The following is a 24,099-nucleotide window of genomic DNA, read 5'->3' as shown; positions in this document are numbered from 1 at the left end:
AACCAATATTATCTTACGTATGCCTTGATCAGATTTATGTGATTTTGAAATTCAACTGCGTCATCTTTTCATCCTTGAAATTTAAATCCTAATAACTGTTGTGATGTATTAACGCATCACAAAAGGGTCATCAATCGGTTGATCTGAGGTACGTAACCACACAGTTTTAGTGGTGGTATAGTCCAACACCGCATCTGAGCCAGCTTCACGACCATGTCCTGATAGACCATGACCACCAAAAGGTGCAAGTGGAGAAACAGCGCGATAGGTATTCAGCCAAACAATCCCTGAACGAATTGCTTTGGTCATACGATGCGCACGGCTTAAATTGTTGGTAAACACACCCGCTGCGAGTCCATAAGGCGTACTGTTGGCTTTTTGAATCGCGTCTGCTTCAGTGTTAAAACTCACTACAGACAAGACAGGACCAAATAACTCGGTCATGACGCAATCGGCTTGTGGTACATCACTACAGTCTAAAATTGTGGGTGGATAGTAATAACCTGCTCTTTCAAGCGTTTTCCCACCTGCCAATAATTTCGCCCCTTGCTGAATCGAGCGAGCAACGACTTGCTCAATTTTTTCACGTTGGCGCAAGGTGCACAGAGGGCCATATTCAGTTGCCATATCATCAGGCAAACCAATCTTGATACTTTGCACACGCTCAACCAAACGTTGAACAAATTCATCTTTGATACTGTCTTCAACCAGCAACCGTGAACCAGCAACACAGCTTTGCCCTGTTGCTGCAAAAATCGCTGCGACTTGTGCATTTACTGCGCTCTGTAAATCAGCATCTGCAAATACAATAAAAGGAGATTTTCCACCTAACTCTAATGAGACTTTGGCAAGGTTCTCAGCAGAGTTGCGCACGATATGGCGTGCTGTTTCTGGACCACCAGTAAATGCCACATGAGCAACATCTGGATGACTACTTAAAACTGCACCACATTCAGGGCCAAAACCTGTAATAACATTCACCACACCTGCTGGAAATCCTGCTTCGTGTACCAAACGCGCAAAAGCAAGTAAAGGTGCTGGTCCCTCTTCAGAGGCTTTCAAAACAATACTGCAACCTGCCGCCAATGCTGGACCAACTTTAACTGCAGACAAAAATAATTGGCTATTCCACGGAACAATTGCAGCAATCACACCTACTGGTTCACGGATGGTCCATGCTTGCATATCTGGTTTATCAATCGGTAAATAGCTACCTTCGAGCTTGTCTGCAATCCCTGCATAGTAACGATAATATTCAGCTACATAAGCAATTTGGCTCGACGTCTCACGAATAATCTTACCTGTATCACTGGTTTCATATTGAGCCAATTGCGGTGCAGCTTTTTCGATTAAATCAGCAAGTTTATATAACAACTTTCCACGCTGTGAGGCGGTTAAACCTGCCCAAGCAGCATCTTGCAGAGCCTGAGATGCCGCGGCAACTGCACGATTGACTTCATCTGTACGTGCTTCAGGCATTTTCGCCCAAACTTGCTCTGTCGCTGGATTGATGCTGTCAAATTGTGCAGCACCATCCTCAAATTGACCATTGATATACAACTGGAATTGAGAAGTCATGTCTTCTCTCCTATGCAAATGCAGGCATCACTTCATTAATCATACGTTGTAACGATGCTTTTTTACGCTCAAAGCTCATTCCTGTATCGATCCAGAATGAATATTCGTTATAACCCATTGCTTCATAAGCTTTTAAGCGATCAATCACTTCTTGCGCCTGACCAATTACATTATTTTTACGCATAGCTTCTGGCGTATAAAATGGATGAGCTGCAATTTCTTCATCACTCAATGGCGCGATTAGACCTTGCGTAATTTCACGCTCATTTTTAAACCATGCGCCAAAATAGTTATAGAATGTATTGATTTCATCTGCTGCTAATTGAGCATCTTCTTCACTATCAGCGACATAGGTATGACGCAATAACATAATTTCAGGACGAGGAATATCAGCAAACTTTTCACAGGCGGTATTGAAATGTCCCATGAGCTTTTCAACTTCATCATCACCAAAATGTAATGGTGTGACTTGTACATTGCAGCCGTTTTGCACTGCAAATTCGTGGCTATTTGGATCACGTGCCGCTACCCAAATCGGTGGATACGGTTGTTGTAACGGTTGAGGCGCAGAAGTCGTTTTTGGGAACTGCCAAAACTCACCATTATGCTCATAATCACCTTTCCACAGGTTTTTAATCGCTGGGATCATTTCACGTAAACGCTGACCCGCACTCCATGCATCCATACCAGGCACCATACGCTCATATTCAAACGAGTAAGCACCACGTGCAATGCCAATATCTAAACGACCATTGGTAATGATATCCGTCATAGCAGCTTCACCTGCCAATTTAATTGGATGCCAAAATGGCGCAACCACTGTGCCCGTGCCTAAACGTACATTTTTGGTTTTATTCGCAATATCAACTAAGTTAATGAATGGATTAGGTGCAATCGTGAAATTCATCGCATGATGTTCACCTGTCCAAATCGCATGCATACCGCCTTGATCGGCAATTTGGCAAAGTTCAATCATTTCATCATAGAGCTGCTTCTGCGTTTGTTGATCAGAAACACGTTCCATGTGTACAAATAATGAAAAACGCATAGTTAAACTTCCTCTTTAACAATTTGACGAACCGTACCGCTAATTTGATTACCGTAATAAACACCATAGGTTTTGAGGTGGTTTTCTTTACGATAACGCATCAACATACTTTCTAAAGCGCTATCTACAAAAGTCAGTTGTTCTAAATCATTTAAATCAACAAATTGACCTTTGGTCGCATGTGCGATCGGGGTATTACATAAAAATGCAATATATTGCTGCTGGGTGGTCACATCATCATAGACAGAATAGATAAAGCTTGGTGAGGCTTCTGGCTGATAAGCTGCAAAGATTTTTTCCAGTGCTTTTTCTGCACCATCTTTTTCAACCATCAAATGTGGTAATGTCCACTTTTGATCCTGTGTCTGTTCAAGCAAGATCTGATTTTCATGTCCAATCAATGCCATCATCATGACTTTCATACTTGAAATCACATCAGTAGATGATTTGGCAGGTGTGAAATAAGCTCCACGGTAATACCCTAAACCAGCAAAGCCTGCTGAACCAAAATCTTCAACTTTACCAATTAAAATCGCATGATCACCTGCATCTACAACTTGATACGTCGTGCAATCAAACCAAGCACTGACTTGATCAATGACAGGGTTATGAGATGCGCTCTTTGTCCATGCTAAATTTGCAAATCGATCGTCACTTGGGCGAGCAAAAGTATTCGAAACATCTTTTTGCTCTTCTGCCAAAATATTAATTGCAAAATGTGAAGCATTGGCAAAGTTATTATAATTGCTTGATGTCTTGGCAATGCTGACCAGCAGCAAAGCTGGGTCCAAAGACACCGAAGCAAAAGAGTTCGCAGTAAAGCCTAATGGTGTTCCATCATCTTTACAGGTGGTTACGACGGTTACGCCAGTCATAAATGAGCCAAAGGCATCACGTAGTTCGCGTATTTTATTAACACTATCCATTTCACTCATTGTCATATTCCTTCATCAATGTGTGGCAATTTAGACTTGGGTTTCTAACCACGCCTGCATTGCAATATTTACTTGGTCTGGTGCAGTCAAATTCACCATATGACGCTCATTTTCAATCACAATAGCGGTGCCATTTCTCGCTTGGCTTGCCATTTGTATTGCCATTTCTGCTGTTGAATTTGGATCATCAGTTCCAGTTAAAACCAGTGCTGGACACTGAATTTTGCTCCAGTCATCTGCATAAATTTGATCGCCATGTGCAAATGCCGCATACGCTGTGGTATATCCAGACAAGTCCACATTTTCCAACCAAGACTTGACTTTTCCAGCAGCAATTTGTTCTGACTCACTGTTACCAAACCAGCGTTGTAGTGGTGTTTCAACGTCAATATGACCTGTTTTTAACTCTTCTGCACGATTCACAACAGCATCACGAGCTTGGCTTGTCCGCTTGTATACACCGTTCAACACCGCCATTCGTTTGACTAAATCAGGACGAGTTGCGCTTACTCCTGTCGTAATCAATGAACCCATCGAATGACCCGCCAAATTCACTGCACCTAAATTCAATGCTGTAATAAATTCGATCGCCCAATCAACAAATGCTTTTAAAGGTGCACCATCCGCAAGTTTTGTACTTTTTCCATGACCCGGCATATCCACCGAAATCACTCGATAATGTTTCGAGAAATATTCAATTTGTGGATACCAAGCGGCTGCTTGCATACCTACACCATGGATGAGAACCAAAGGCTCTCCTTCTCCTTGCTCAAAATAATGAGCAATCCGATTATTTGACAGCTGCAGGGTTTTTGAGATCATGACCTAACTCTTCCAAATCTTGATAACGATCGCCAATACGATGATGTGGACGTCCACCTGTCGCTGCACCAATTACAATCACAATTTCATCGGCAGCAGGTGCATCTGGAATTGCAAATTGAAGAGTCAAATAATGAGAACGGCGACCTTCATCATTTTTATCCATCATTGGAACAAGAATCGAAGCATTCGCTGGACCACGCGTGTTATTAAAAGCGAGATAAGACTTAGCCCCGACCGCATTACGATATGTATTTCCAAAATGTAAGGTATGAATGAGGGCTGATGCATGCTCTAGCTCACCATTCAAACCTACGACCGCACTTTTACCAAATGCTTCTACTGCTTCACCTGAACCAACTTCATCAAGAATCAGTTGAGTTAAATGCTCACTTAGAATCGGAGCAATACGGCGAATCTCAGGTGTTAGGTTTTCGACATAACCCTGACCAGCCCATGGGTTTTTGATCACAGCAGCAGCAGCCACCATTTTTAACGGTTTTGTTGCTTCTTTATCGCCATCGACATAAGTCGTTTCAACATGAAGAACTGTTTTACGGATTAGATTCATGGCATTTCCTTGCGAGTGAATTTATTTTTGCATTCGTATTATGGTATACCATAATACATAATGAAAAAAAAGCAAGAGTTTGGTATGCTAATTTTCAGCTAGAAACATGTAACAAAATTTTGACTTATTAAAATCAGGAAAGATTAATCATCTATGAATCTTAAAATTGAAAATCCACCTGTGACTTTACGTGAGCTTTGTTTGAATAAAGTACGTAACGCGATCATTACAGGCTATTTCCCTTCTGGAAAAAGATTAGTCGAAAGAAGCTTGTGCGAAGAATTAGGAGTAAGTCGCTCTGTTGTACGTGAAGTCATTCGTTATTTAGAAGCAGAAGGTTTAGTTGAAATTCTGCCAAACAAAGGCCCAATTGTTTCATTATTGGATTGGGAAATTGCATCACAAATTTATGAAATTCGACTATTACTCGAACAAAGTGCCGTTGCGGATTGCACCCAAAACCTAACTGCTCAAACAACAGAAACGCTGAAAGTATTATTGATTGAACTTGAGCAAGCCTTTGCAGCAGATGACATTAATTTAATTATTTCTACCTCTTCAAAACTTTACGAAACTATTTTTACAACTGCAAAACATCATATTGCTTGGGAAGTAGTACAACGTTTGAATGGTCGAATTAGTCGTCTTCGTGCAATGACCATGAAATCGACGAAGCGAGAAATTTCTGGCTATCAACGTATTAAAAATATGTGCGAAGCAATTTATCTGCACCAAGATCCTGAAAAAGCAAAACAAGCCGTGGCTGAACATATTGCTGAAGCTGCTGCGGTTGCAAAAAATATTTTGAATGCTTAGTGCCTCAATCTGTAACTAAAATGGTTTTTTTAATTTAGAAATAAAAGGATAAGGAAATGTCTGCTTACTGGATTGCACATGTCACCATTCACGATATGGAACAGTACAAAGAATATATGGCGTTAGCTCCCTTAGCATTTGAAAAATATGGTGCTAAATTCCTTGCTAGAGGGGGAAAATCAATCTGTATGGAAGGTATGCAGTTTCAACGCCATGTGATTATTGAATTCTCTGATTTGGCAACTGCACAAGCTTGTTATGATTCTGAAGAATATACTAAAGCAAGGCTTGCTCGTGAAAATTGTGCCGAAGTCATGATTAGTATTGTTGAAAGTCTAGATTGATCAAAGAAGAGAGATCGCCTCTCTTCTTTTTCTTATTCAACGATACATTTGAAACAATGAATTTATTGAAATAAAAATTATTACATCATCGTAAAAATCAGGTTTATTTCTGTTTTCTACCATTGTAAGTGCACGATCAGGCCGCCTGTTTCATGATTATTTAAAACTAAGCGCATACCATGTAATTGAGCAATTTTAGATACTATTGCCAATCCTAATCCTGAAGCTCCCACATCACTTCCACCAACTTGGGTAAACCGATTGGTAACCTCACCTAAAAACTTTGGATCAATCCCCGTTCCAGCATCAACCACTTCAAAAATTATCATTTGAGCTTGCTTAAATAACTTTACTGAAATGACAGCATTATTTGGCGAGTGCCTTAGAGCATTATCAAATAAATTACGTAGCAACGAGAGTAAAAGCGCCGAGTCTCCATTGATAGTCACCTCTTCAACATCTAAGTGAAATTCAATATTTCTCTTAAATGCCAATGGCATGAGTTGAGCAATTGCCTCTCGAATTAAAGCTGAAAAAATAACAGTTGTGGTATGTACAGACATTTGCCCCGCTTCTAAACGGGCCAACAAAAGCATTTGTTCGACCACTTGCTGATTACGCTCTACACTTTCAGATAAACGCTGTAAAATCGTTTCTCTTGCATCAGGTTGAATAAGTGCTTGTTCAACTTGTAATTTAATCACAGTAAGTGGCGTTCTTAGTTCGTGCGCTGCATCAGCTAAAAAACGTTTTTCTCTTTCTAATGAAGAATCTACTCGATGAAATAGATCATTTAACTCCGTTATCACAGGTTTCAATTCGTCGGGCGAATGAGGTAAATGCAACGCACTTAAATCATTAAAATCGCGTTGAGAAATTTTCTCACCTAATTCTACTAACGGTGCAAATGCTTTTTTAAGTTGAAGTTTTAATAAACATAAGGCTAAAAAAAGTGCAAAAATCAAACTGAGTAATAGACTAGCTTCGATATTGGTTGATAGCTCCTTTCGAATATCTAATCGCTCTGCAACAGCAAGCCAGCTCTTTTTGTTAGGCAGCCAAACGGTATAAACCATCCAATCATATTCCCCACCTTGAAATTGTGTTAATCCTTCTTTTAATGGTGCTAAAGCATGATTTGGGGCACTGGCCGAACGAAGGACTAAATCGCCCTCTTTACTCCAGACCTGAATTGCAATCTTCTTTTCATAGGCATGACCATTGAAGCGTTGATCACCTGAACTGATATGTTCAAGTAATGTTTCATCAAGGCTTTTTTGCAAATCTATCCAATTTTGATGTGCCTGTTCTGAATCAATTAAACCCTTAATAATTCTGGTATTATCAATTAGAGTTGCGTCAAACAACTCATTTACTTCATGTTTTGTCGCAAGATAGCCTAAAATACTACTCAACACTAATGCGAGAATAAGCGCATATAAACTTGTTCTAACAACTTGTTGTTTTATCGATAATATTTTCTGCATTACAGTTCTACTTGAACTAAATATCCAACACCGCGAATGGTTCGAATAAACTCAGGAAATAGCTTTTTACGTAAATGATGGATATGTACCTCTAGAGCATTACTTTCTAATTCATCTTTATCTAATAATGCCGTTTCCAAACGATCACGGGTGATCACCTGTCCGATATGCTCCATCAGCAACTTCAGCAAGCGATATTCTTGACGCGATAAGCTAATTTTCTGATTTAAATAAAAAACTTGATGTGAGCTTGGATCTAAACAAACCTCACCAATTTTAATTTTGGTCTGCGCACGGCCACAACGTCGTCTAATTAAAACACGAACTCTTGCCAGTAATTCAGATAAGTCAAAAGGTTTTAAAACATAATCATCTGCACCAAGATCGAGACCAAAAACTCGGTCTTGAATCATGTCTCGTGCCGATAAAATCAGAACAGGCAAGTCTTGTTGCATTTCCCGTAATTGGGCAAGTAACTCAAAACCAGAAATTTTAGGTAAACCAATATCCAAAATCATCAAGTCATAGCTTGAAGTTTGCAAGCAGCTCATAACCCGTTCAGCATTCTTATGCCAATTTACCTCTGCACCTTGAGCTTGCAAGATTTCGGACAAAGACTCACCTAGCATAAGATCATCTTCAACTAAAAAAATACGTTGTCCACTTAGTCGATAATCCATGCTTGCCCCTCTGATTGTTCTGCTAAGAACTGTTTTGCACCTGCGCCTTCTAACATTGCCAAGGTCGCTAACATGCCAGCTTGAATACACGTTTGAGCATAAACGGTAATTGAACGCGGTGCATCTTTTACAGAGGCCCCTGTTAATGGATTTAAAATATGGCTATAACGAACACCATCTTTGAACAAATACTTTTTGCTATCACCACTGGTCGCCATAGCCCCTGTATTTAAATCAAAATAGGCTTGAGCTTGATTGTTTTGCTCAGGTGTTTCTAAACCGATTCGCCATGCCAAACCTGATTTTCTTGGCCCTCTCGCTCTGAGATCCCCACCAAAATTGACTAAATAAGCTTGCTGACTTAATTGCTCAATGATTTCGGCACAACGATCCACTGCGTATTCTTTACCAATTCCACCAAAATCGAGTGACATTCCTTGAGGTAAATAAATTTTTTTCTGAGATTGCTTCCATTTTACTTTGTCCCAACCAATATGAGGCAAAAGCTGATTGATTTGCTCAATAGTTGGAACTTGCTCTGAACCATCAAAATGCCAAATTTTTCCAAGTACACCAGAGGTAATATCAAATTTTTTTTCGGACAATTGATATAAAATTTCAGAAAAATCAAATAATTTTGCTGTTTCGTCATCCACATCAAACCAACAATCGGTATTGCGATGCAAAGCAGCTAAAAAACTATCATTACGATAACGGCTATATTTCTGTTCAATGCGTAAACATTCTGCATAAACAGCTTGTGCAATATGTGCTGCGCTCGTCCAATCAGTATGATCTAATAAAATTTGGCAAGGGCTTGCCATCGCAGTAAAGCGAATTTGATGAAGCGCGTCATTTTCTTGTATTAATTCTAATCTATGAGACATCATACTCAGGCTTAGTTTAAATCAGTATAAATTATGAAACCTACCACTCGAAAGTAATAGGTTTTAACAGCTTAGATTAAATTATTACCATTTAAAACTATAACCAAGTTGAACAAAGGTTGCCGATAAATCTGGTTGCAAAATTTGTCCTGCTAAATTTCCACCAATCGGTTTTAGGTCTTTGGCTTTCTGATCATATTGTTCGACACGGAAACTCAGCTCACGGTCATTCGCAAGATTCATCCCAAACTTAACGCCGTAGGTCGTTGCATCAAACGCACCCAAGCGGCTATCCGCTGATGCATACTGTACGGTCGGAACAGGTTCACCTTGAGCATCTAATTCGATACCATCCCCCACTTTTAAGTAGCTATGATAGAAATCAGCAGTTGTTTGGGTATAGTAACGAACATGAGGTTCTACAAAATATTTCTCGTTAACCGCATAACGATATTTTGCATCAAATGTGTGTGATTTAACGCCCCAGTCATCTGTGGTAAAACGATATGAGACATCGGCAACATCACCACGATCAAACCCATATTTATATTCACCAAAGAAGCTATGACGTGTTCTTTTCTCTGGACGATTTTCAAATAAGTAGAAATTATTGCCTGCCGCAAAGTCCTGATCAGCAATTAAATTGCCATTAGCATCGACTAGCGTCAAAATTTTATATGGGTCGTTTTGGTACCCATTACTCATCGATAATGAATAGTTGAGTTGTACCAATGAGTGACGATCAATTACTTGCGTTAAACCAAGTAAAACATCAGAAACATTCTTGCTCTTTGTACCTTGTTGTTTCTGTCCATCCAATTGTGGAGTTAGAGGTACAGGTGCACCACCAACCGCATCAATACTGTCATACTCAAATGCGCCACCCAATGACACAGTGGTATTTTTGTCATTAAAGTCTTTCGCAATGCTCGCATTTGCTCCGATTGATCTAAAATCGTATTCATTTGAGACATTTCCACCCACATTCAGCTTCATATCTGGTGCAATCGGTTGTTGCCAATTTGCGGATGCTGCAACACGGGTATCGTGAAATTCATCATCTAAGGGTAATTGGTTTGCTGGCGTTGGTTTCGCAGCATTACCTGATGGGCCTGTAAAAGTTTGTGGCACATTGGCTGATGTCGCACCGTTCGGTGAAGCACCTGTGAGTGAATCAACAACCACTTTTCCAGATAAGATATGTTGGTCGCCAAAGTCTTTTTCAAAACGAACACTCGGTTCGATCGCTTGAACACGACTATCCGCCTCTTTATACATCAACACCGCAGTATCAACTTTCCAACCCGGCTCTACGATTTTAGATAAACTAAAAGGTGAAGTTGTGCTTTCTTTGTTAGAAGTTGCAGTCGTTTCAGCATGTGCAACGTGACTACTTAATAAAACTGTTGAAGCCTGAGTCAAAGCAAGCGCAATGTGGCGTGCTGATTTTTTTGTTAATTGCATCCGCAACCTCCACCACCAAAACCACGACCGCCACTGGCTGCTTCTTTACTAAAATAAATATGTTCATCATAAGCTGCATCTAATGGTGCAGCATCTAATTGCATCGCTGGGCGAGCCAAAATATCACGCTCCCAAGGCTTAACCCCTAAAGTTTGCATCTTCGTTGGCATATGACTACATGCTGATAACAACAGACTCGGCAATAAGATGCCTAGACTGCTTAATATCTTTAAACTAAGTTTCAAATTTCACCTCTGCTCTAAGTATTTTTATTGGAGAGTAAACGCACAATCTCAGCCTCATACTCGGCTTCTTTGGCCTTGAAGAAACCTTGATGTTTTGCTGCTGGCTGACCATCGCGCCCAAGAATGAATGTGGAAGGCATTCCTGGTACCTTAAATTGGCTGGCTAACTTTCCTTGTTGGTCTGATCTAATTTCAAAATTAGGCTGATATTGCTGAATAAACTTGAGCGCTAATGCAGGATCTTTGTCTACATTGATTCCTACGAAGACCAATCCATCTTTTCCGTACTTGGCTTGCATTTGTTTCATCCACGGAAAAGATTCTCGACAAGGGCCACACCAACTGGCCCAGAAGTCAATCACAACCACTTTCCCTGCATATTTCGACCAATTAATATCGCTCGCTGGCAACATTTTATTGTTCGCAGAAACTGCTGATGGTTCTGCTGCCTGAATTGTGCTGACGCTCAGAGCACCACCACAACTCAGTAATGCTAAAACTGCAATTCGCCATTTTATTTTTGCTAACGTTTGTTTTTCCCAAGCCATCGACTGACTCCACATTTTCCTCAGCTCATAGACTAATGAAATGCAATCGGTCAAACATTAACACTTGCTTAAGACAATCCAGCAATCGCTTAAGCAAGTGTTAAGGCAAGTTGTGATTAACTTCAGTACGCTTCATCCAGCAAAAAATGTACGTCCGTATAAATGAAATTAGGGGATGTCTGGATGAGACCGTTCTTCAATCCGATTCAAGATGTTTATAGATCTACACTGCATATTTTTATTGTTTTAATTTTAGGTTTTTTATCACTGCAAATCGTGAATGCAGCTACACCTGATTTCTCGAAAGTTGTGGATACAACTCAAGATAGCTTTTTGCCTGTAGAACAAGCATTTTCATTAAAAGTACAACCAGATCAAAATCAAGCTGCACTAAATTTGAAATGGACGATTGCACCCAATTACAGTTTGTATCGAGATCGAATTCATGTAGAAGTCTTCACACCAAAAGATGTGACGATAGATACAAGCGAACTTGCTGGTCATATGGTATGGAAACAAGATCCTAATTTTGGACGTGTGGCTGTATTTCATGATGCTGCAACAATGAAAGTTGGTATTACGCATTTAGGTAGTGGCCAACCAGAAACAGTCCAAATCAAATTGCGTTACCAAGGTTGTGCTGATAGTGGCTTATGCTTTCCACCTGTAGATGAAGTACTCACCATTCATCCCAAAGGATTAAAATTGGTTTCTGCAACTAGTATTAAAAAGCCCAACACCACACTAGAAACCATAAGTCCTGTAAAAAATAAAGATGAAAATTTCGATCTGAATAACGCCTCTAGTCTTGCTGCATTTTTAAATCATGCGAGTGTGCCACTTATTTTATTAACACTTTTAGTCTTAGGTGCAGGTCTGGCATTTACACCTTGTGTATTTCCCATGATGCCGATTCTTTCAGGTTTGATTGCAGGTGAAAAAAGTGAGCGATTAACAGGATGGAGAGGTTTTAAACTGTCCCTTGCTTATGTACTGGGTATGGCGGTGTGTTATGCCATCATGGGAACACTCATGGGGTATTTCGGTGCGAAAGCAAATCTTCAACTATGGCTACAATCACCAGCGGTACTTATCAGCTTTGCTATTTTGTTTATTGTTTTGGCTTTTGGTATGTTTGGTGTATACACCCTACAATTGCCACATTTTGTTCAAAACAAATTAGATCGATTTTCTCAACAACAAAAAGGTGGGCGCATTGGTTCGGTTGCACTGATGGGTGCACTTTCAGCACTTGTTGTTTCACCCTGTGTTTCTGCGCCTTTAGCGGGTGTATTGGTCTATATCAGTGCCACTGGTGATGCTTTACTTGGTGGAATGGCATTATTTAGTTTAGGACTAGGTATGGGAATTCCATTAATTATCCTAGGCACCACAAGTGCTAAATTATTACCACGCTCTGGAAGCTGGATGGAGCAAATCAAGAGTATTTTTGGTGTTGGATTAATCGCTGTCGCAATTTGGTTACTATCTCGCGTTTGGACAGGAAGTGTAACGCTATGGATGTGGGGTGCCTTACTTGGAGGCTATGGGGTTTGGTTAGGTGCTTTTGAACAAGCAAAAAACCATAAAGATCGCTTAGTCAAAGCATTTGGTCTTGGGCTTAGCGTATTGGCGCTATTTTTATGGATCGGTGCTGCAACAGGCCAAGATGATCCTATACACCCACTTGCTGCTTTAAGCCATACGGCAGTATCACCCGATACCACTAAACCAGCGAATGTAGTCTTTGAAACAGTGAGTCAACCGCAAGCTTTACAAGCCTTATTAGATCAAGCCAAACAAAATAAACAGACTGTTGTAATCGATGTATCTGCTGATTGGTGTGCTGCTTGCCAAGTTATGGAACGTTCAACGTTTCGCGATAGCCGTGTGATTGAAGCATTTTCGAAATATAAAAGAATTCGTTTTGATATGAGCGAAAGCAGTCAAGTACAAAAAGAATGGCTACAAGCCATGCATTTGTATGGCCCACCTGCACTCATTTTTATCGACAATAATAGCAATGAATTAAAAAGTTTACGCGTTCAAGGGGAAATAGAAGCTGATAAACTGATTGCACATCTTAAATAAATCATCCAAATCGAGGCATCTTGAATATAATTTATTCTAGATGCCTTTGCATTTTGAATGCCTCACTATATTGGATCAATATGAGTGACAACATCAATGACATTATGATTTTTAAGGACTTCATTTCTCGCCTCTACTGCAATTCTGTGCCCTTCTTTGACACTTTGTTCGCCACTGACTTCCAAATGAACATCGACAATAATCATGTCACCCATTTTACGTGTTCTCAGTTGATGCAGACCTAGTATCCCGTCTTTCTTCAACAAAGTTGCTTTGATCGCGGCTATTTCATCTTCGTTCGCCGACTTGTCCATCAAATCATGTAAACCCGTCCAGCTAAACTCAAACCCCATTTTGGCAATCATTAACCCGACAATTAAGGCTGCGATTGGATCAAGAATTGGATATCCTGCGAGATTACCTAAAATCCCTAAGGCAACAACAAAAGAAGATGCTGCATCTGAACGTGCATGCCAAGCATTTGCAATCAATAAACTTGATTTTACTTTTTTGGCAATAGCGAGCATATAACGGAACAAAAGTTCTTTACAGATCAAGGCTGTTATCGCTACCCAAAGCGCCACACTATGTACTTTAAGAATTTGTTCGGGATGAAGGATCTTATGCGTAGCTGTCCATAACATGCCGATACCAACAATGAATAAGATCAGACCAAGTATAAAAGATGCTGCATTTTCAAAACGAAGATAACCATATGGATGTGCATCGTCAGGTGCTTTTTGGCTATGACGGTTCGCTATCAATACAATAAAATCCGCAACTAAATCACTTAAAGTATGAATTCCATCTGCAACTAGACCTTGTGATTTTGAAAAAATACCAATCAATATCTGTCCAATCGACAAAAAGATATTAACAACAACACTTATCCACGTTGATTTGGAAGCAGCTTTTGCTCTCGACCCAAGATCAATATTTGATTCAATCATAATCTTTTAAGCTCTTGGTTCATTTTTTAAAATAAAGCATACTTTTCAAAACATTATCTTTAAATACATAATGATGAATTAAGGCAGCTAATGCATGTAAACCTATAAGTACCATGAAAAAATTTCCAAGAAATTCATGAGTTTCACCAATTATTTCTACGTCCCATGAATTACTTATTAAAGGTAAATTCACTCCAAACAACTGATAACTTTCGGTTAATCCAGATAAAGTAAACCAACCCAATACAGGAATTAAAAATAACAATGAATAAAGTGTATGTTTCACCATTAAAAATAAAATTTTCTGATATTTACTCATAGGCTTATTGTGTGGGAGATCTTTTTTATAAATAGAAATCATTATAATTCTGATAAAAAATAACAGAAATACAGAGACTCCAGCAAAAACATGCAGTTCCCCACTTTTTAGATGCACTGTTGGATCTCCACCAGTGATATAAGCAAGTACGACAAGAAGAAACGTTAACCAATGCACTGTCATTACAGGAAAAGGATATTTATTTTTCATACCACCCCGACATTAAAATTCATATTTCAAAAATATATAAAAACATTCTATTACATTATAAAAGGGATCTTAAATTTAAATTAATTTTAAAAAAAATAGTTTAAATATCAAAAACTAAAAATAAATATCATCTAACACTAAATAAAAGTAATCATTCTCAATTTCATTCATTATAAATTCATGAGTAAATACAACTCTAATTATTTTCATGTATAATCCAAAAGTATTTTATGCGAAAATTCAATATAAAATACTTGGATATATGAATTATAAAATTGGCTCAATCCGCCCAAATAATGCTAATAAGTGAATCAGTAAATATTACAACCATTCACTCGTATCATCGGCGACTGCTGTACCATGAATGATATGCATAATCATGGCATAGGCAATGCTGCCTTTAAATGGGATTTCTGGAAGTTGATCAAATTTAAAAAATTGAGCATCACTAATCTCATCTTGCTGTAATTCAATTTCACCCGCGTGATAATCTGCTTTAAATGCAACCATCAAATTGCTTGGAAATGGCCAAGGCTGACTTGCCAAATATTTTATATTTTTAATGTGTAGGCCTACTTCCTCAAGTGTCTCACGTCGAACGGCATCTTCTAATGTTTCCCCTACCTCAACAAAACCCGCGATCAAACTATACATTTGCGTTTTATTTCGTGCATTTTTTGCGAGTAGAATTTCATCATCACCACGTGTAATAATCGTAATGACACATGGATTCACTTTTGGATATTGTGTATAGCCACAACTTGAGCAAACCATCGCAAACTGCTCAATGCTCTGGGTAGTTTTAGTTCCGCATCGACCACAAAACTGATGATTACGTCGCCATTCAAGTAGTTGTACGGCTCGACTTGCTTGCTCAAATTGCGTCTTATTCCAAAACTGTACTAATTGACGAATCGGTACAAAATCGAATCCTTCAGGAATGGTTTCATTTTCACATAAATCTCGAGCAATCACGTTATGATCACTTGATAACGCCAGATCGTTATGCAATCTTTGGACTTGAGGAAGTTGGAAATCTTGATCCACTAAAAGCTGCTGTTTTTGAAAAATATAAGCAATTGATAAATTAGACATTACTTTACCTTAGTGATATGCAAGTGATCTATATAAATAAAATCTATGCTGTAGAATTGGTTATGAATGAAAGCTTCTAATTTGTCACTGAACTTATTCAATGATGTTTATATTGACGTGAGCAGTAACCACGAGAAACTTCAGGCGAACGCAACTGCAAATGTTTTGTCTTCCGTCCACTTACTCTCTTCCGCCAAAGCTTAAAGCTATTGGTTTGTAAATGAAGCCGCATAAGTCGGATTACAGCTGATTCATTCAAACCATATTCACGAGAGATCGCTTCAAATGGGGTTCTGTCTTCCCAAGCCATTTCAATAATTCTGGATATATCGCCATCGAGATATTGAGCTGTCTGAATCACAAAATCATCCTTACTTTTTAGAATTAAACTCAAAAATTCATGCAATAGATGACTATCAATCATCTGTTATCAGAATTTAAATATTTGGATGATATTAAGATGTTATAGATGAAAAATTTGTGATTTCTTAAGATGAAGTAGTATAAAGAAATGATCTAAACAAGGGAGACGTTAGATCTCCCTTAAAAACATAAGTGATTGATCTACAAATTTATAGAATTCATTTTATACGACAGCGGTCTTTTTAGGATGTAGTCTTGCCTCAGCTACGTCAAGATCAGGAACTTCAACAGATGGAAGAATTGAGTCTTGTTCAATTTGTTTATTGATACTTAAGTCTTGATTGGCCTTTTCTGATTTAGCCTTAACCTTTTGCTCACGCAATCCTTTAGCTGGTGCCCATTGTAAAATAGGTAAAGCTCGAGCCACAGCAAGTAAGATACGGTCATTCAATGCTTCACTTTTGACTGTATATTCAGGAGTAAAGTCTCGATCTGTTGCATACACACCTATAGGTAAAGTCTGTGCTTGGAAAAAGCTGAATAAAGGACGAAGTTGATGCTCAAGTACCAAAGCGTGGCGATCACTCCCACCAGATGCAGCAAGTAATACTGGAACATCCACTAAAGCGGTCTGCTCGACAAAATCAAATAAGTGTTTAAACAGCCCCGTAAAAGAAGCACGATAAACTGGTGTACCAACGATTAAGGCATCAGCGGCTTCAATAGCAGCCAAATCATCTTGTACTTCTTTGGGTAACTGACTCCGATAAATTGCACCACCCAATAAAGGACCAATTTCACTAAGTTTTACAAACTTCACATTTATTTCTATTGCCTGTGCTAATTCATCCAAAATCGTTTGAATCAAACTTTCAGTTTTTGATGGACTGTTAAGACCACCTGAAACCGCGACAATGTTGAGTGGTTTATCATTTGAATATGACATTACTTGACCTTTAGAAAAATTAATACTTTGACTTATATGGAACAAACCAAGACTTCTATTTAAAGTCTTGGTTGAATAGGATTGAGAGCGATTCTAAGCAATACGATACTTTGATTCTTCGGGTATACGTTGTAATACCTGACGTTGGTTTTTAAAATGCGGTAGAACGTGTTCACCCAAACGATAAGCTTCTTCTAAATGTGGGTAACCGGCTAGGAAGAACAAGTCGATTCCAATACTGTTATATTCCTTAATACGTTCAACAATCTGTTGGTAGCTACCCACCAAAGCAACACCTGGAGGGATACCAATGTAGCCAAAGCCAGACCAAACATTGGGATGAATGAAGAAATCATTCACATTTTTGCTGCCATCTTTATCCGCATATTCTTTTTCAAAACTGAGTACTCGCGCTGATCTGAGTCCTGCATGGGCAGCTGAAGCATGTAAACGTTGCTTCTCTGCTGCTTCATCTAAATAGCGTTGCGCCTCAGATAAAGCTTCTTGTTCTGTACGGCGAGCGATTGTATCAATGGATAGACCAAACTTGATGTTGTCTCGACCATACTTCGCAGCACGTTGACGTACATCCGCAATCAACGCGGCAATCTCACTTGGTTTTTCAGCACGCATTAAATAATAATCTGCGTGCTTAGCGCCAAACTCACGTGCGGCTTCAGAAGAGCCAGCTGTACAAATGATCGGTAACTCAGCTTTATTGAGTGGATACTTTAATCCGCCGCCCTCAGCAGAATAATATTTGCCTTGGTAATGGAATGATTCGTTATACCAATAACCTTTTACAACATCGAGAAACTCAGTTGCGCGGATATAACGGTCATCATGAGGCGTGGCATCTCCAACCTGACGTTGAATCACCTCGGATCCACCATTAATAATATTCCACACCAAGCGATTGCCTGTTGCACGTTGGTAGGTTGCAGCACTTTGTACCGCATTGTATGGACTAAAGTGATAAGGCTGGAATGCCGTCACAAAATTCAGTCGCTTGGTTTCTCTGGCTAATAGCGAACAAACAGTCCAAGGTTCCTCTCCTGTTGGTGCATTGACCATCAAAGCACCTGCGAAACCATTGATTTCTGCTGCGCGTGCCACCTGTGCTAAATAGTCAATATAAGTAAAGTCATCACCCACTTGATAGTTGGATGTTGCTCCCGTATTTTCCACGCCAGATACGCGCGCCCAATCACCACGATTACGAGGATCGCCTGCTAAAAATTCAGCTTCACCATGCAAAGGTAAACGAGTAAAAAATTCAATTCCCATGATGTTCTCCTTATAACAGTTAGAATTTGGCTGTGAGAGAAACACCAACTTGGCGTGGGTTTCCGTAGGTTAAAACATATTGTCCTGTTGGGCCATTTGGACGACCATGTACCTGATATTCTTCATTCAGCAAATTCTTAACATAGGTATTGACCTGATATTTATTATTTGCGCTGTGATAACCAATATTGGCATTCCACAAAGTATAAGATTTTTGGCTTAGGATTGGATCAACCGAATAGTCTTGACGATTCACCAAGAAATATTCACGGTCACGATAACTTGCGTCAGTACCAACAACGATACGAGCGCCATCATTTAAATTGAAGGTATATTCACCACCAACCCCGATGGTATATTTGGGTGAACGGACTAAACTGTTCCCAGTATTGTCAGCATTGACCACATTTGTTACCGGGTTCTTGTCAACGAAGTCAGTATATTCGCTATCTAAATAAGCCCCTGCAAAACGTAACCGTAGATTTTCAGTGGCTAAATAATCCAGCTCTAACTCTGCACCTTTCACTTCTGCTTTTGGCCCATTGGCTAAAACTGAAGTAACACCGCCCCCTTGCCCCTCTGTTGCAACTAATAAATTGGTCTGGATATCTTTATAGTCATAATAGAAAATATTGGCATTTGCGACTAAATCCCCACCCAGTAAGCTAGATTTCAAACCGAGCTCGTAACTGTTTAAATATTCAGGGCTAACGTCAGCAAGTTCAGTTAAACTACGCGATAAACCCGTATTAAAACCACCAGAACGGAAACCACGTGCAAATCTGAAATAAGTATTTAAATCAGGTGTAATTTCATATTCTGGTGTAATGTCATAGGTCAACTCATTCCATGTTTTCTTACGGCTTGTTGAACCGTTCGCATTTGGAGTTGGGTTATAGATGGCACTGCTATACCCATCTTTTTTCCACCAACTGCCTTTGGTGTAGTCGCCTGTTGTAATCTGAGTCAGGTCGAGATCAATATCTTTTTCTTCACTGGTCCAGCGTAATCCACCAGTCACCTTAAATTTATCTGTAAATTTATAAGTACTATTTCCAAATACGGCAAAACTTTGTGTGGCTTGATTATAAGTAATGTCTCTAAATGCAGGGGTTGATGCCGTTTGTGCCGCAGCACCATTTGGCAACGTTTTGTTTACACGTGCACTCACACCTGTAGAATCTAAGTCTTCGTTAAAATAATGTAATCCTGCAATCCAACTTAAACGTTTGTTCGCATCGGATGAAATTCGAAACTCTTGGCTATATTGACGCCATTCATTATCGCTATAACTTCGCGCAACGTCATAAGGGGTGTAATCACCATCTGAAATCGACTTTTGTGTGGTCTTGTCAAAAGCCGTGATTGAGGTAAAGCTATGGCCTCCACCCAAATCTCCATTTAAAGTAAATGAAGCACCATCATGTTGAATTTTATTACTTTCATCTAAATCTAAATTGGTATTACGTCCCTCTGGCCTTTCATAAATGCCCCAATATTTGCCTATACTTAAGGAACCATTGTTTCCTAAACCATTATAGGTTTGACTATGTAAATTAACTAATGCATTCCATTGGTCATTCACTTTACCTAAAATCTGGAAACGGAAAGATTTCTTATCAACATCACCATAATCTTCGCCGTTAGCCAAATTCTTTGCATAACCATCACGATCTTCAGAGTAAAAAGCTCCCCGCACTGCAATATTGTCTGAGACTTTGCCATTGGCAGCCCCCTCGAAAGTACGTAGGTTATGATCACCTACACCTATCGTTGCATAGCCATTTGGTTTTTCTGAGAAAGTTGGTCTTTTAGAAATATAATTAACCGCACCTGCTGTAGTATTTTTACCGTAGAGCGTCCCCTGTGGCCCACGTAAAACCTCGATCCGCTCTAGATCGAATAAGTCTCCTGCACCTGCAACGGGTGCATTCAAATAAACACCATCTGCATAAATTCCAACAGGGAACACAGTCGATGCAGCAACATCCCCTGTACCCAAACCGCGGATATACCAACGTGGTCGGCTATCACCATCTGGATTTTCCGCTGCTGCATTCGGTGTATACGTTAAAACATCACCAATAAAAGTTGAGCCCTTGGCAGCCAAATCTTTACCAGAAACAGCCGTAATCGCAGTTGGAACTTTTTGAATATTTTGTGCTCGATATTGCGCAGTTACAATCACATCACTTAATTTTTTGACATCCTTTGCATTAACTACCTGTGCTTGTTGCTCAGCTGTAATGCCTGTATCGATCTCTTCATTTGCCAAAGCCAGTGTCGAAACACTTGCAGTTACTCCCCACATAGCAGTTAAAATACTCTGCCTAATTTTTGTGACCTTAAACATGGTGACTCCATTTAAATAAATCTATTCTTATATTGGCAACTTCCATGCCACTTAATTTATTTTATAAATTTCAATATCTTAAAAAAATAAAAGTAAAACTTATGATTAGATTTTGCTGATAGATAAACATTTTCCCCTATGTTGTTGTTGTTATTCCAACATTGTTTGTTTTTGAAAAAAATGAAAGAAAAAATAGCCATACAACTGTATGGCTATTTAGAATTAAAAATATTTCATGTATTTAAAATTTATAACTAAATTGTCCCTGCACCGTGAGTGGACGCATTGGTTGTAAGAATTCACTATTTGCGCCAGCTAAACCATTCACAAAATTACGTTCATTGGTTAAATTCAGAATATTTAAACCCACAGTCCATTGTGGTTGTCGATAGTATAATCCCAAATCTAAATTATAGTTATTTGGAACTTTAACCGTCTGGCTTAAATTGGTATACCAGTCACTTGTCCACCACCCTGAGAGATTTACACCAAAACCTGACTGATGTTGATAATCCACATAAGCACTGGCAGAGTATTTCGGAATGCCCGCCGCATCATAACGCCCTGCTTTACGCTGGTTTAACCCATTACTGTCCCCCCAGACAGTCGCATTATCTGCGTGGAAGCCAAAGGGAGAAAATCCTGCTGGAATAATTGAGGTATATTCAGCATTCAAATAGGTTAAGTTTCCACCTATCGCAATATTTTTTTGTAGCTGCCAACGTAGTGAAGATTCAATCCCTTTCACTTCAAAGCGTGCCATATTGCCATTTGTATCAGGCGATAAATCTCGCTTCTGCTCAAATCCGCTTAATGTGAGAAATAGTTGATCGATGATCGGTTCATATTTAAATCCCAATTCTTTTAATTCACTTTGACTGTCAAAAGCTAAAGGATTCAGTTGATTGCCTGCCCCCCAAATTAGAAATGGGCCGAAAACACCTGTGTTAAGCGCAGTGCTCTTATCATAGGTAAAATACAGGGTACTTTTTTCTGTTGGCTTGATAAATGTACTGGCTTGATAACTGAGCAAACTATATGTATTGCGATCTGAACGGACATCTGTCGGCACTAAGACCAACGGGTTTTCCAGTTTGGCTTTGATTGAACTGTGATTAACCCCAAGATTAATGCCAAACACATCATTAAAAGTAAAGTTCTGCTGAGTAAACACACTCCACGTATCCCAAGACCCCGTTCCTGTATAAACAGCACCACCACCATTGGGAGGGAAACCACCTTTTTCAGCATATAAGCCATGGCCGACTGGATACATCCTTGGCAAATTTAAATAACCAAAGTATTGAGAATATTGAGGAACACCAGCCTGTCCAATCCAACCTCCTGTTGAACTGTTATTATTGATCAACCCAAGTAAATCCCCTGGATTTTTTTGAGAAGGATCATTGGTCAGATCATAAGGATTAATATTAAAACTATTATTTGCCGCTAAAGAAGTAAATTCCTCACGGCGAAATGCGCCTCCTGTACTGCTTTTATTATTCACTTTCAGGCCAAACAACTCGAATTCATAATCAGCGAGGAATTCTAAGCGATTATCAAATAACTCATGTTCCAGATCAGTAAAGAAACTCCCAACTGAATCACCTAAATCCTTATTATTTTGATAAAGCGTACTATTAGAAACAGACCAATGCGTATTCAAATCTTTAACTAATTTTAATTGGGTGCTGAATCGTTTGGCACTATTTTTATCTTCACTTCGACCAGAAATATTATCGTCTAGTTTGACCAAGCCATTGCCAGGTATAGATGGATCATAGACCCAACCTCGAATCGTTCCAGCCTGATTTGCTGTTGCATTAGGTAAAGGTGTTGTTTGAACTGGGCCTACAGCAATATATTGGTTTTTATCATTCTTTTGTCGATTCTGCCAACCAATCACTTTGGAATTCGCAGCTCCAGATTCAAATACAGGTGACCAGAAAGCTGAACCATTTTGAATAATTGGCGTAGCTCTACCTTTGTAATACTGACGGTTATCAACAGATTGTTGTGTTGCCCTATTCCAACCATGTGTCACATTAAAATCATAATAATCGTCATAACTTATATTCCAGTCGACACGTAGACTATCATCTGGACGCCAAGCTAAGGCGCCATAGAATGCATTAAAATTATTTTTCACATTGTCATAATAATCATCAGTTTTTTGGGCTGTTGCACTGACACGAAATGCAAGTTCTTTAGAAATCGGGGCTGTATGATCAATACTGACAGAAAAATTAGGTTCTGTACCTTTTCCTGCATAGATTGAACCAACTGAGCCAGAAATCGTTGTTTCTGCTTTATTAAAGTTAGGTTTTTTAGTGAGATAATTAATATATCCACCTGAACCCGAAGTAGGCGCAAAAATCACTCCCGTCGGCCCCGCAACAATATCTGCTGCTTCATAGGCATTTAAATTGGTCGGATGACGGGTACTATAAATTCGTTGACTATCTTGAAAGACTTCTGAATTTTGCCCCCGTATCTGTGGTGCAAAATTGGCATTTTGTCCACCGCCTCGGGTAATACTCGGCGCATATTTAACAAGATCATCCGCACTACGAATCACATCTTCACGAAATTGTTGTTCCGATACTTGGGACACTACACGAGGTGTGTCTAATACAGAGCTATCCGTTCCATAGATTGAAGTCACTTTACGTTTGGGAACAACAGTTTGTTTTTTATTTGCACCAGTCACCACGACATCTGCCAAAGTAATCACATCACTTTCAGTATTTGCCGATGTATTTTGGGTTTCTTCGGCAAAAACATGTATGGGTAAAGATGCCCCCGAAAAAGCTAAGGCAATCACTAAAGGTTTTAATTGATAAGGCTGCTTCATATCATACTCAGTAAAGTAAATTTACAGTACGTTACGCAAGGCCTATGCCAATCATTAAAAATCCTCAAAACGACACCCAAGATATTGATTTAATAGTTTTTAATTTTTATATATTTAGATATCAGCTTTATAAATGTTTATTTTTTCAACAGATTTGTTGAAATAAAGACAGTAAACAAAAACCACAATCAAATAAGGCGCTGATA

At 39.2% G+C, this 24,099-nt stretch carries 22 protein-coding genes; 3 read left to right on the top strand and 19 right to left on the bottom strand.

The window, feature by feature from the left end; genetic code table 11:
- Positions 1-108: 108 nt before the first annotated feature.
- The 5 genes from tgnC to IEV17_RS04600 are packed head-to-tail and all read right to left on the bottom strand — an operon-like array spanning position 109 to position 4,954.
- The gene (tgnC, locus tag IEV17_RS04620; protein WP_004660967.1) at positions 109-1,578 is read right to left on the bottom strand and encodes a (Z)-2-((N-methylformamido)methylene)-5-hydroxybutyrolactone dehydrogenase; all 1,470 of its coding nucleotides are present in this window, start codon (positions 1,576-1,578) and stop codon (positions 109-111) included.
- A 10-nt stretch (positions 1,579-1,588) separates the two neighbouring features.
- Complete coding sequence (gene tgnB, locus IEV17_RS04615; RefSeq protein WP_004660965.1) at positions 1,589-2,626, bottom strand: flavin-dependent trigonelline monooxygenase oxygenase component; 1,038 nt, start codon at positions 2,624-2,626, stop codon at positions 1,589-1,591.
- A gap of 2 nt (positions 2,627-2,628) precedes the next feature.
- On the bottom strand, positions 2,629-3,561 hold the full coding sequence (gene tgnA / locus IEV17_RS04610; protein WP_004660963.1) for a flavin-dependent trigonelline monooxygenase reductase component: 933 nt from the start codon (positions 3,559-3,561) through the stop codon (positions 2,629-2,631).
- Positions 3,562-3,591: 30 nt separating this feature from the next.
- Positions 3,592-4,383, bottom strand: a complete 792-nt coding sequence (locus IEV17_RS04605; RefSeq protein ID WP_004660961.1) for an alpha/beta fold hydrolase — start codon at positions 4,381-4,383, stop codon at positions 3,592-3,594.
- Positions 4,352-4,954 (bottom strand): amino acid synthesis family protein, encoded by a 603-nt coding sequence (locus IEV17_RS04600; protein ID WP_004660959.1) that lies wholly within the window; start codon positions 4,952-4,954, stop codon positions 4,352-4,354. Before IEV17_RS04600 ends, IEV17_RS04605 begins: the two co-directional genes overlap by 32 nt.
- Before the next feature lie 153 nt (positions 4,955-5,107).
- On the opposite strand from IEV17_RS04600, the gene IEV17_RS04595 reads away from it, so the two are divergent.
- Together IEV17_RS04595 and IEV17_RS04590 are read left to right on the top strand one after the other, a co-directional pair.
- Positions 5,108-5,770: a GntR family transcriptional regulator gene (locus tag IEV17_RS04595; RefSeq protein WP_004660958.1), complete on the top strand. Its 663-nt coding sequence runs from the start codon at positions 5,108-5,110 to the stop codon at positions 5,768-5,770.
- Positions 5,771-5,826: 56 nt separating this feature from the next.
- Positions 5,827-6,114, top strand: coding sequence for a DUF1330 domain-containing protein (locus IEV17_RS04590; protein ID WP_004660955.1), 288 nt, complete (start codon positions 5,827-5,829; stop codon positions 6,112-6,114).
- Between the two features lie 116 nt (positions 6,115-6,230).
- Here the strand turns inward: IEV17_RS04590 and IEV17_RS04585 are convergent, their stop codons facing one another.
- The 6 genes from IEV17_RS04585 to IEV17_RS04560 all read right to left on the bottom strand — a co-directional run bounded on the left by IEV17_RS04585 (position 6,231) and on the right by IEV17_RS04560 (position 11,425).
- Positions 6,231-7,601: an ATP-binding protein gene (locus IEV17_RS04585; protein WP_004660954.1), complete on the bottom strand. Its 1,371-nt coding sequence runs from the start codon at positions 7,599-7,601 to the stop codon at positions 6,231-6,233.
- A complete protein-coding gene (locus IEV17_RS04580) occupies positions 7,601-8,281 on the bottom strand; it encodes a response regulator (RefSeq protein WP_004660952.1) in 681 nt (226 codons plus the stop codon). The genes IEV17_RS04585 and IEV17_RS04580 overlap by 1 nt, the downstream gene beginning before the upstream one ends.
- Positions 8,266-9,168, bottom strand: a complete 903-nt coding sequence (locus IEV17_RS04575) for an FAD:protein FMN transferase (RefSeq protein WP_004660950.1) — start codon at positions 9,166-9,168, stop codon at positions 8,266-8,268. The genes IEV17_RS04580 and IEV17_RS04575 overlap by 16 nt, the downstream gene beginning before the upstream one ends.
- 84 nt (positions 9,169-9,252) lie before the next feature.
- On the bottom strand, positions 9,253-10,632 hold the full coding sequence (locus IEV17_RS04570) for a DUF3570 domain-containing protein (RefSeq protein WP_004660948.1): 1,380 nt from the start codon (positions 10,630-10,632) through the stop codon (positions 9,253-9,255).
- Complete coding sequence (locus IEV17_RS04565) at positions 10,623-10,877, bottom strand: DUF4266 domain-containing protein (RefSeq protein WP_004660946.1); 255 nt, start codon at positions 10,875-10,877, stop codon at positions 10,623-10,625. Before IEV17_RS04565 ends, IEV17_RS04570 begins: the two co-directional genes overlap by 10 nt.
- Positions 10,878-10,891: 14 nt before the next feature.
- Entirely contained in the window at positions 10,892-11,425 is a 534-nt protein-coding gene (locus tag IEV17_RS04560; protein ID WP_004660943.1) for a TlpA family protein disulfide reductase, read from the bottom strand.
- A gap of 183 nt (positions 11,426-11,608) precedes the next feature.
- Between IEV17_RS04560 and dsbD the strand changes: the two genes are divergently transcribed.
- Positions 11,609-13,516 carry a protein-disulfide reductase DsbD gene (gene dsbD, locus IEV17_RS04555; protein WP_004660940.1) on the top strand — a complete coding sequence of 636 codons (1,908 nt, stop codon included), beginning with the start codon at positions 11,609-11,611 and terminating at the stop codon, positions 13,514-13,516.
- A 65-nt stretch (positions 13,517-13,581) separates the two neighbouring features.
- Here the strand turns inward: dsbD and IEV17_RS04550 are convergent, their stop codons facing one another.
- The 8 genes from IEV17_RS04550 to IEV17_RS04515 form a co-directional block, all read right to left on the bottom strand.
- Positions 13,582-14,466, bottom strand: coding sequence for a cation diffusion facilitator family transporter (locus IEV17_RS04550; protein ID WP_004660938.1), 885 nt, complete (start codon positions 14,464-14,466; stop codon positions 13,582-13,584).
- 19 nt (positions 14,467-14,485) lie between these two features.
- Positions 14,486-14,995 carry a cytochrome b gene (locus IEV17_RS04545; RefSeq protein ID WP_004660937.1) on the bottom strand — a complete coding sequence of 170 codons (510 nt, stop codon included), beginning with the start codon at positions 14,993-14,995 and terminating at the stop codon, positions 14,486-14,488.
- Between the two features lie 321 nt (positions 14,996-15,316).
- Complete coding sequence (gene nudC / locus IEV17_RS04540) at positions 15,317-16,090, bottom strand: NAD(+) diphosphatase (protein ID WP_004660933.1); 774 nt, start codon at positions 16,088-16,090, stop codon at positions 15,317-15,319.
- A gap of 97 nt (positions 16,091-16,187) precedes the next feature.
- Positions 16,188-16,451 (bottom strand): TIGR03643 family protein, encoded by a 264-nt coding sequence (locus IEV17_RS04535; protein WP_034601686.1) that lies wholly within the window; start codon positions 16,449-16,451, stop codon positions 16,188-16,190.
- A 225-nt stretch (positions 16,452-16,676) separates the two neighbouring features.
- Positions 16,677-17,399, bottom strand: a complete 723-nt coding sequence (gene msuE, locus IEV17_RS04530; protein ID WP_004660929.1) for an FMN reductase — start codon at positions 17,397-17,399, stop codon at positions 16,677-16,679.
- Between the two features lie 93 nt (positions 17,400-17,492).
- Positions 17,493-18,686, bottom strand: a complete 1,194-nt coding sequence (locus tag IEV17_RS04525; protein WP_004660926.1) for an LLM class flavin-dependent oxidoreductase — start codon at positions 18,684-18,686, stop codon at positions 17,493-17,495.
- 19 nt (positions 18,687-18,705) lie between these two features.
- Positions 18,706-21,039: a TonB-dependent receptor gene (locus IEV17_RS04520; protein WP_004660925.1), complete on the bottom strand. Its 2,334-nt coding sequence runs from the start codon at positions 21,037-21,039 to the stop codon at positions 18,706-18,708.
- Positions 21,040-21,280: 241 nt separating this feature from the next.
- Positions 21,281-23,893 carry a TonB-dependent receptor gene (locus IEV17_RS04515; RefSeq protein WP_004660924.1) on the bottom strand — a complete coding sequence of 871 codons (2,613 nt, stop codon included), beginning with the start codon at positions 23,891-23,893 and terminating at the stop codon, positions 21,281-21,283.
- Positions 23,894-24,099: the final 206 nt, after the last annotated feature.

Source organism: Acinetobacter modestus (assembly GCF_014636095.1).
GTDB lineage: Bacteria > Pseudomonadota > Gammaproteobacteria > Pseudomonadales > Moraxellaceae > Acinetobacter > Acinetobacter modestus.
The sequence above is the reverse complement of the archived record's forward strand: the minus strand, read 5'-3'. Positions and strand labels throughout refer to the sequence as shown.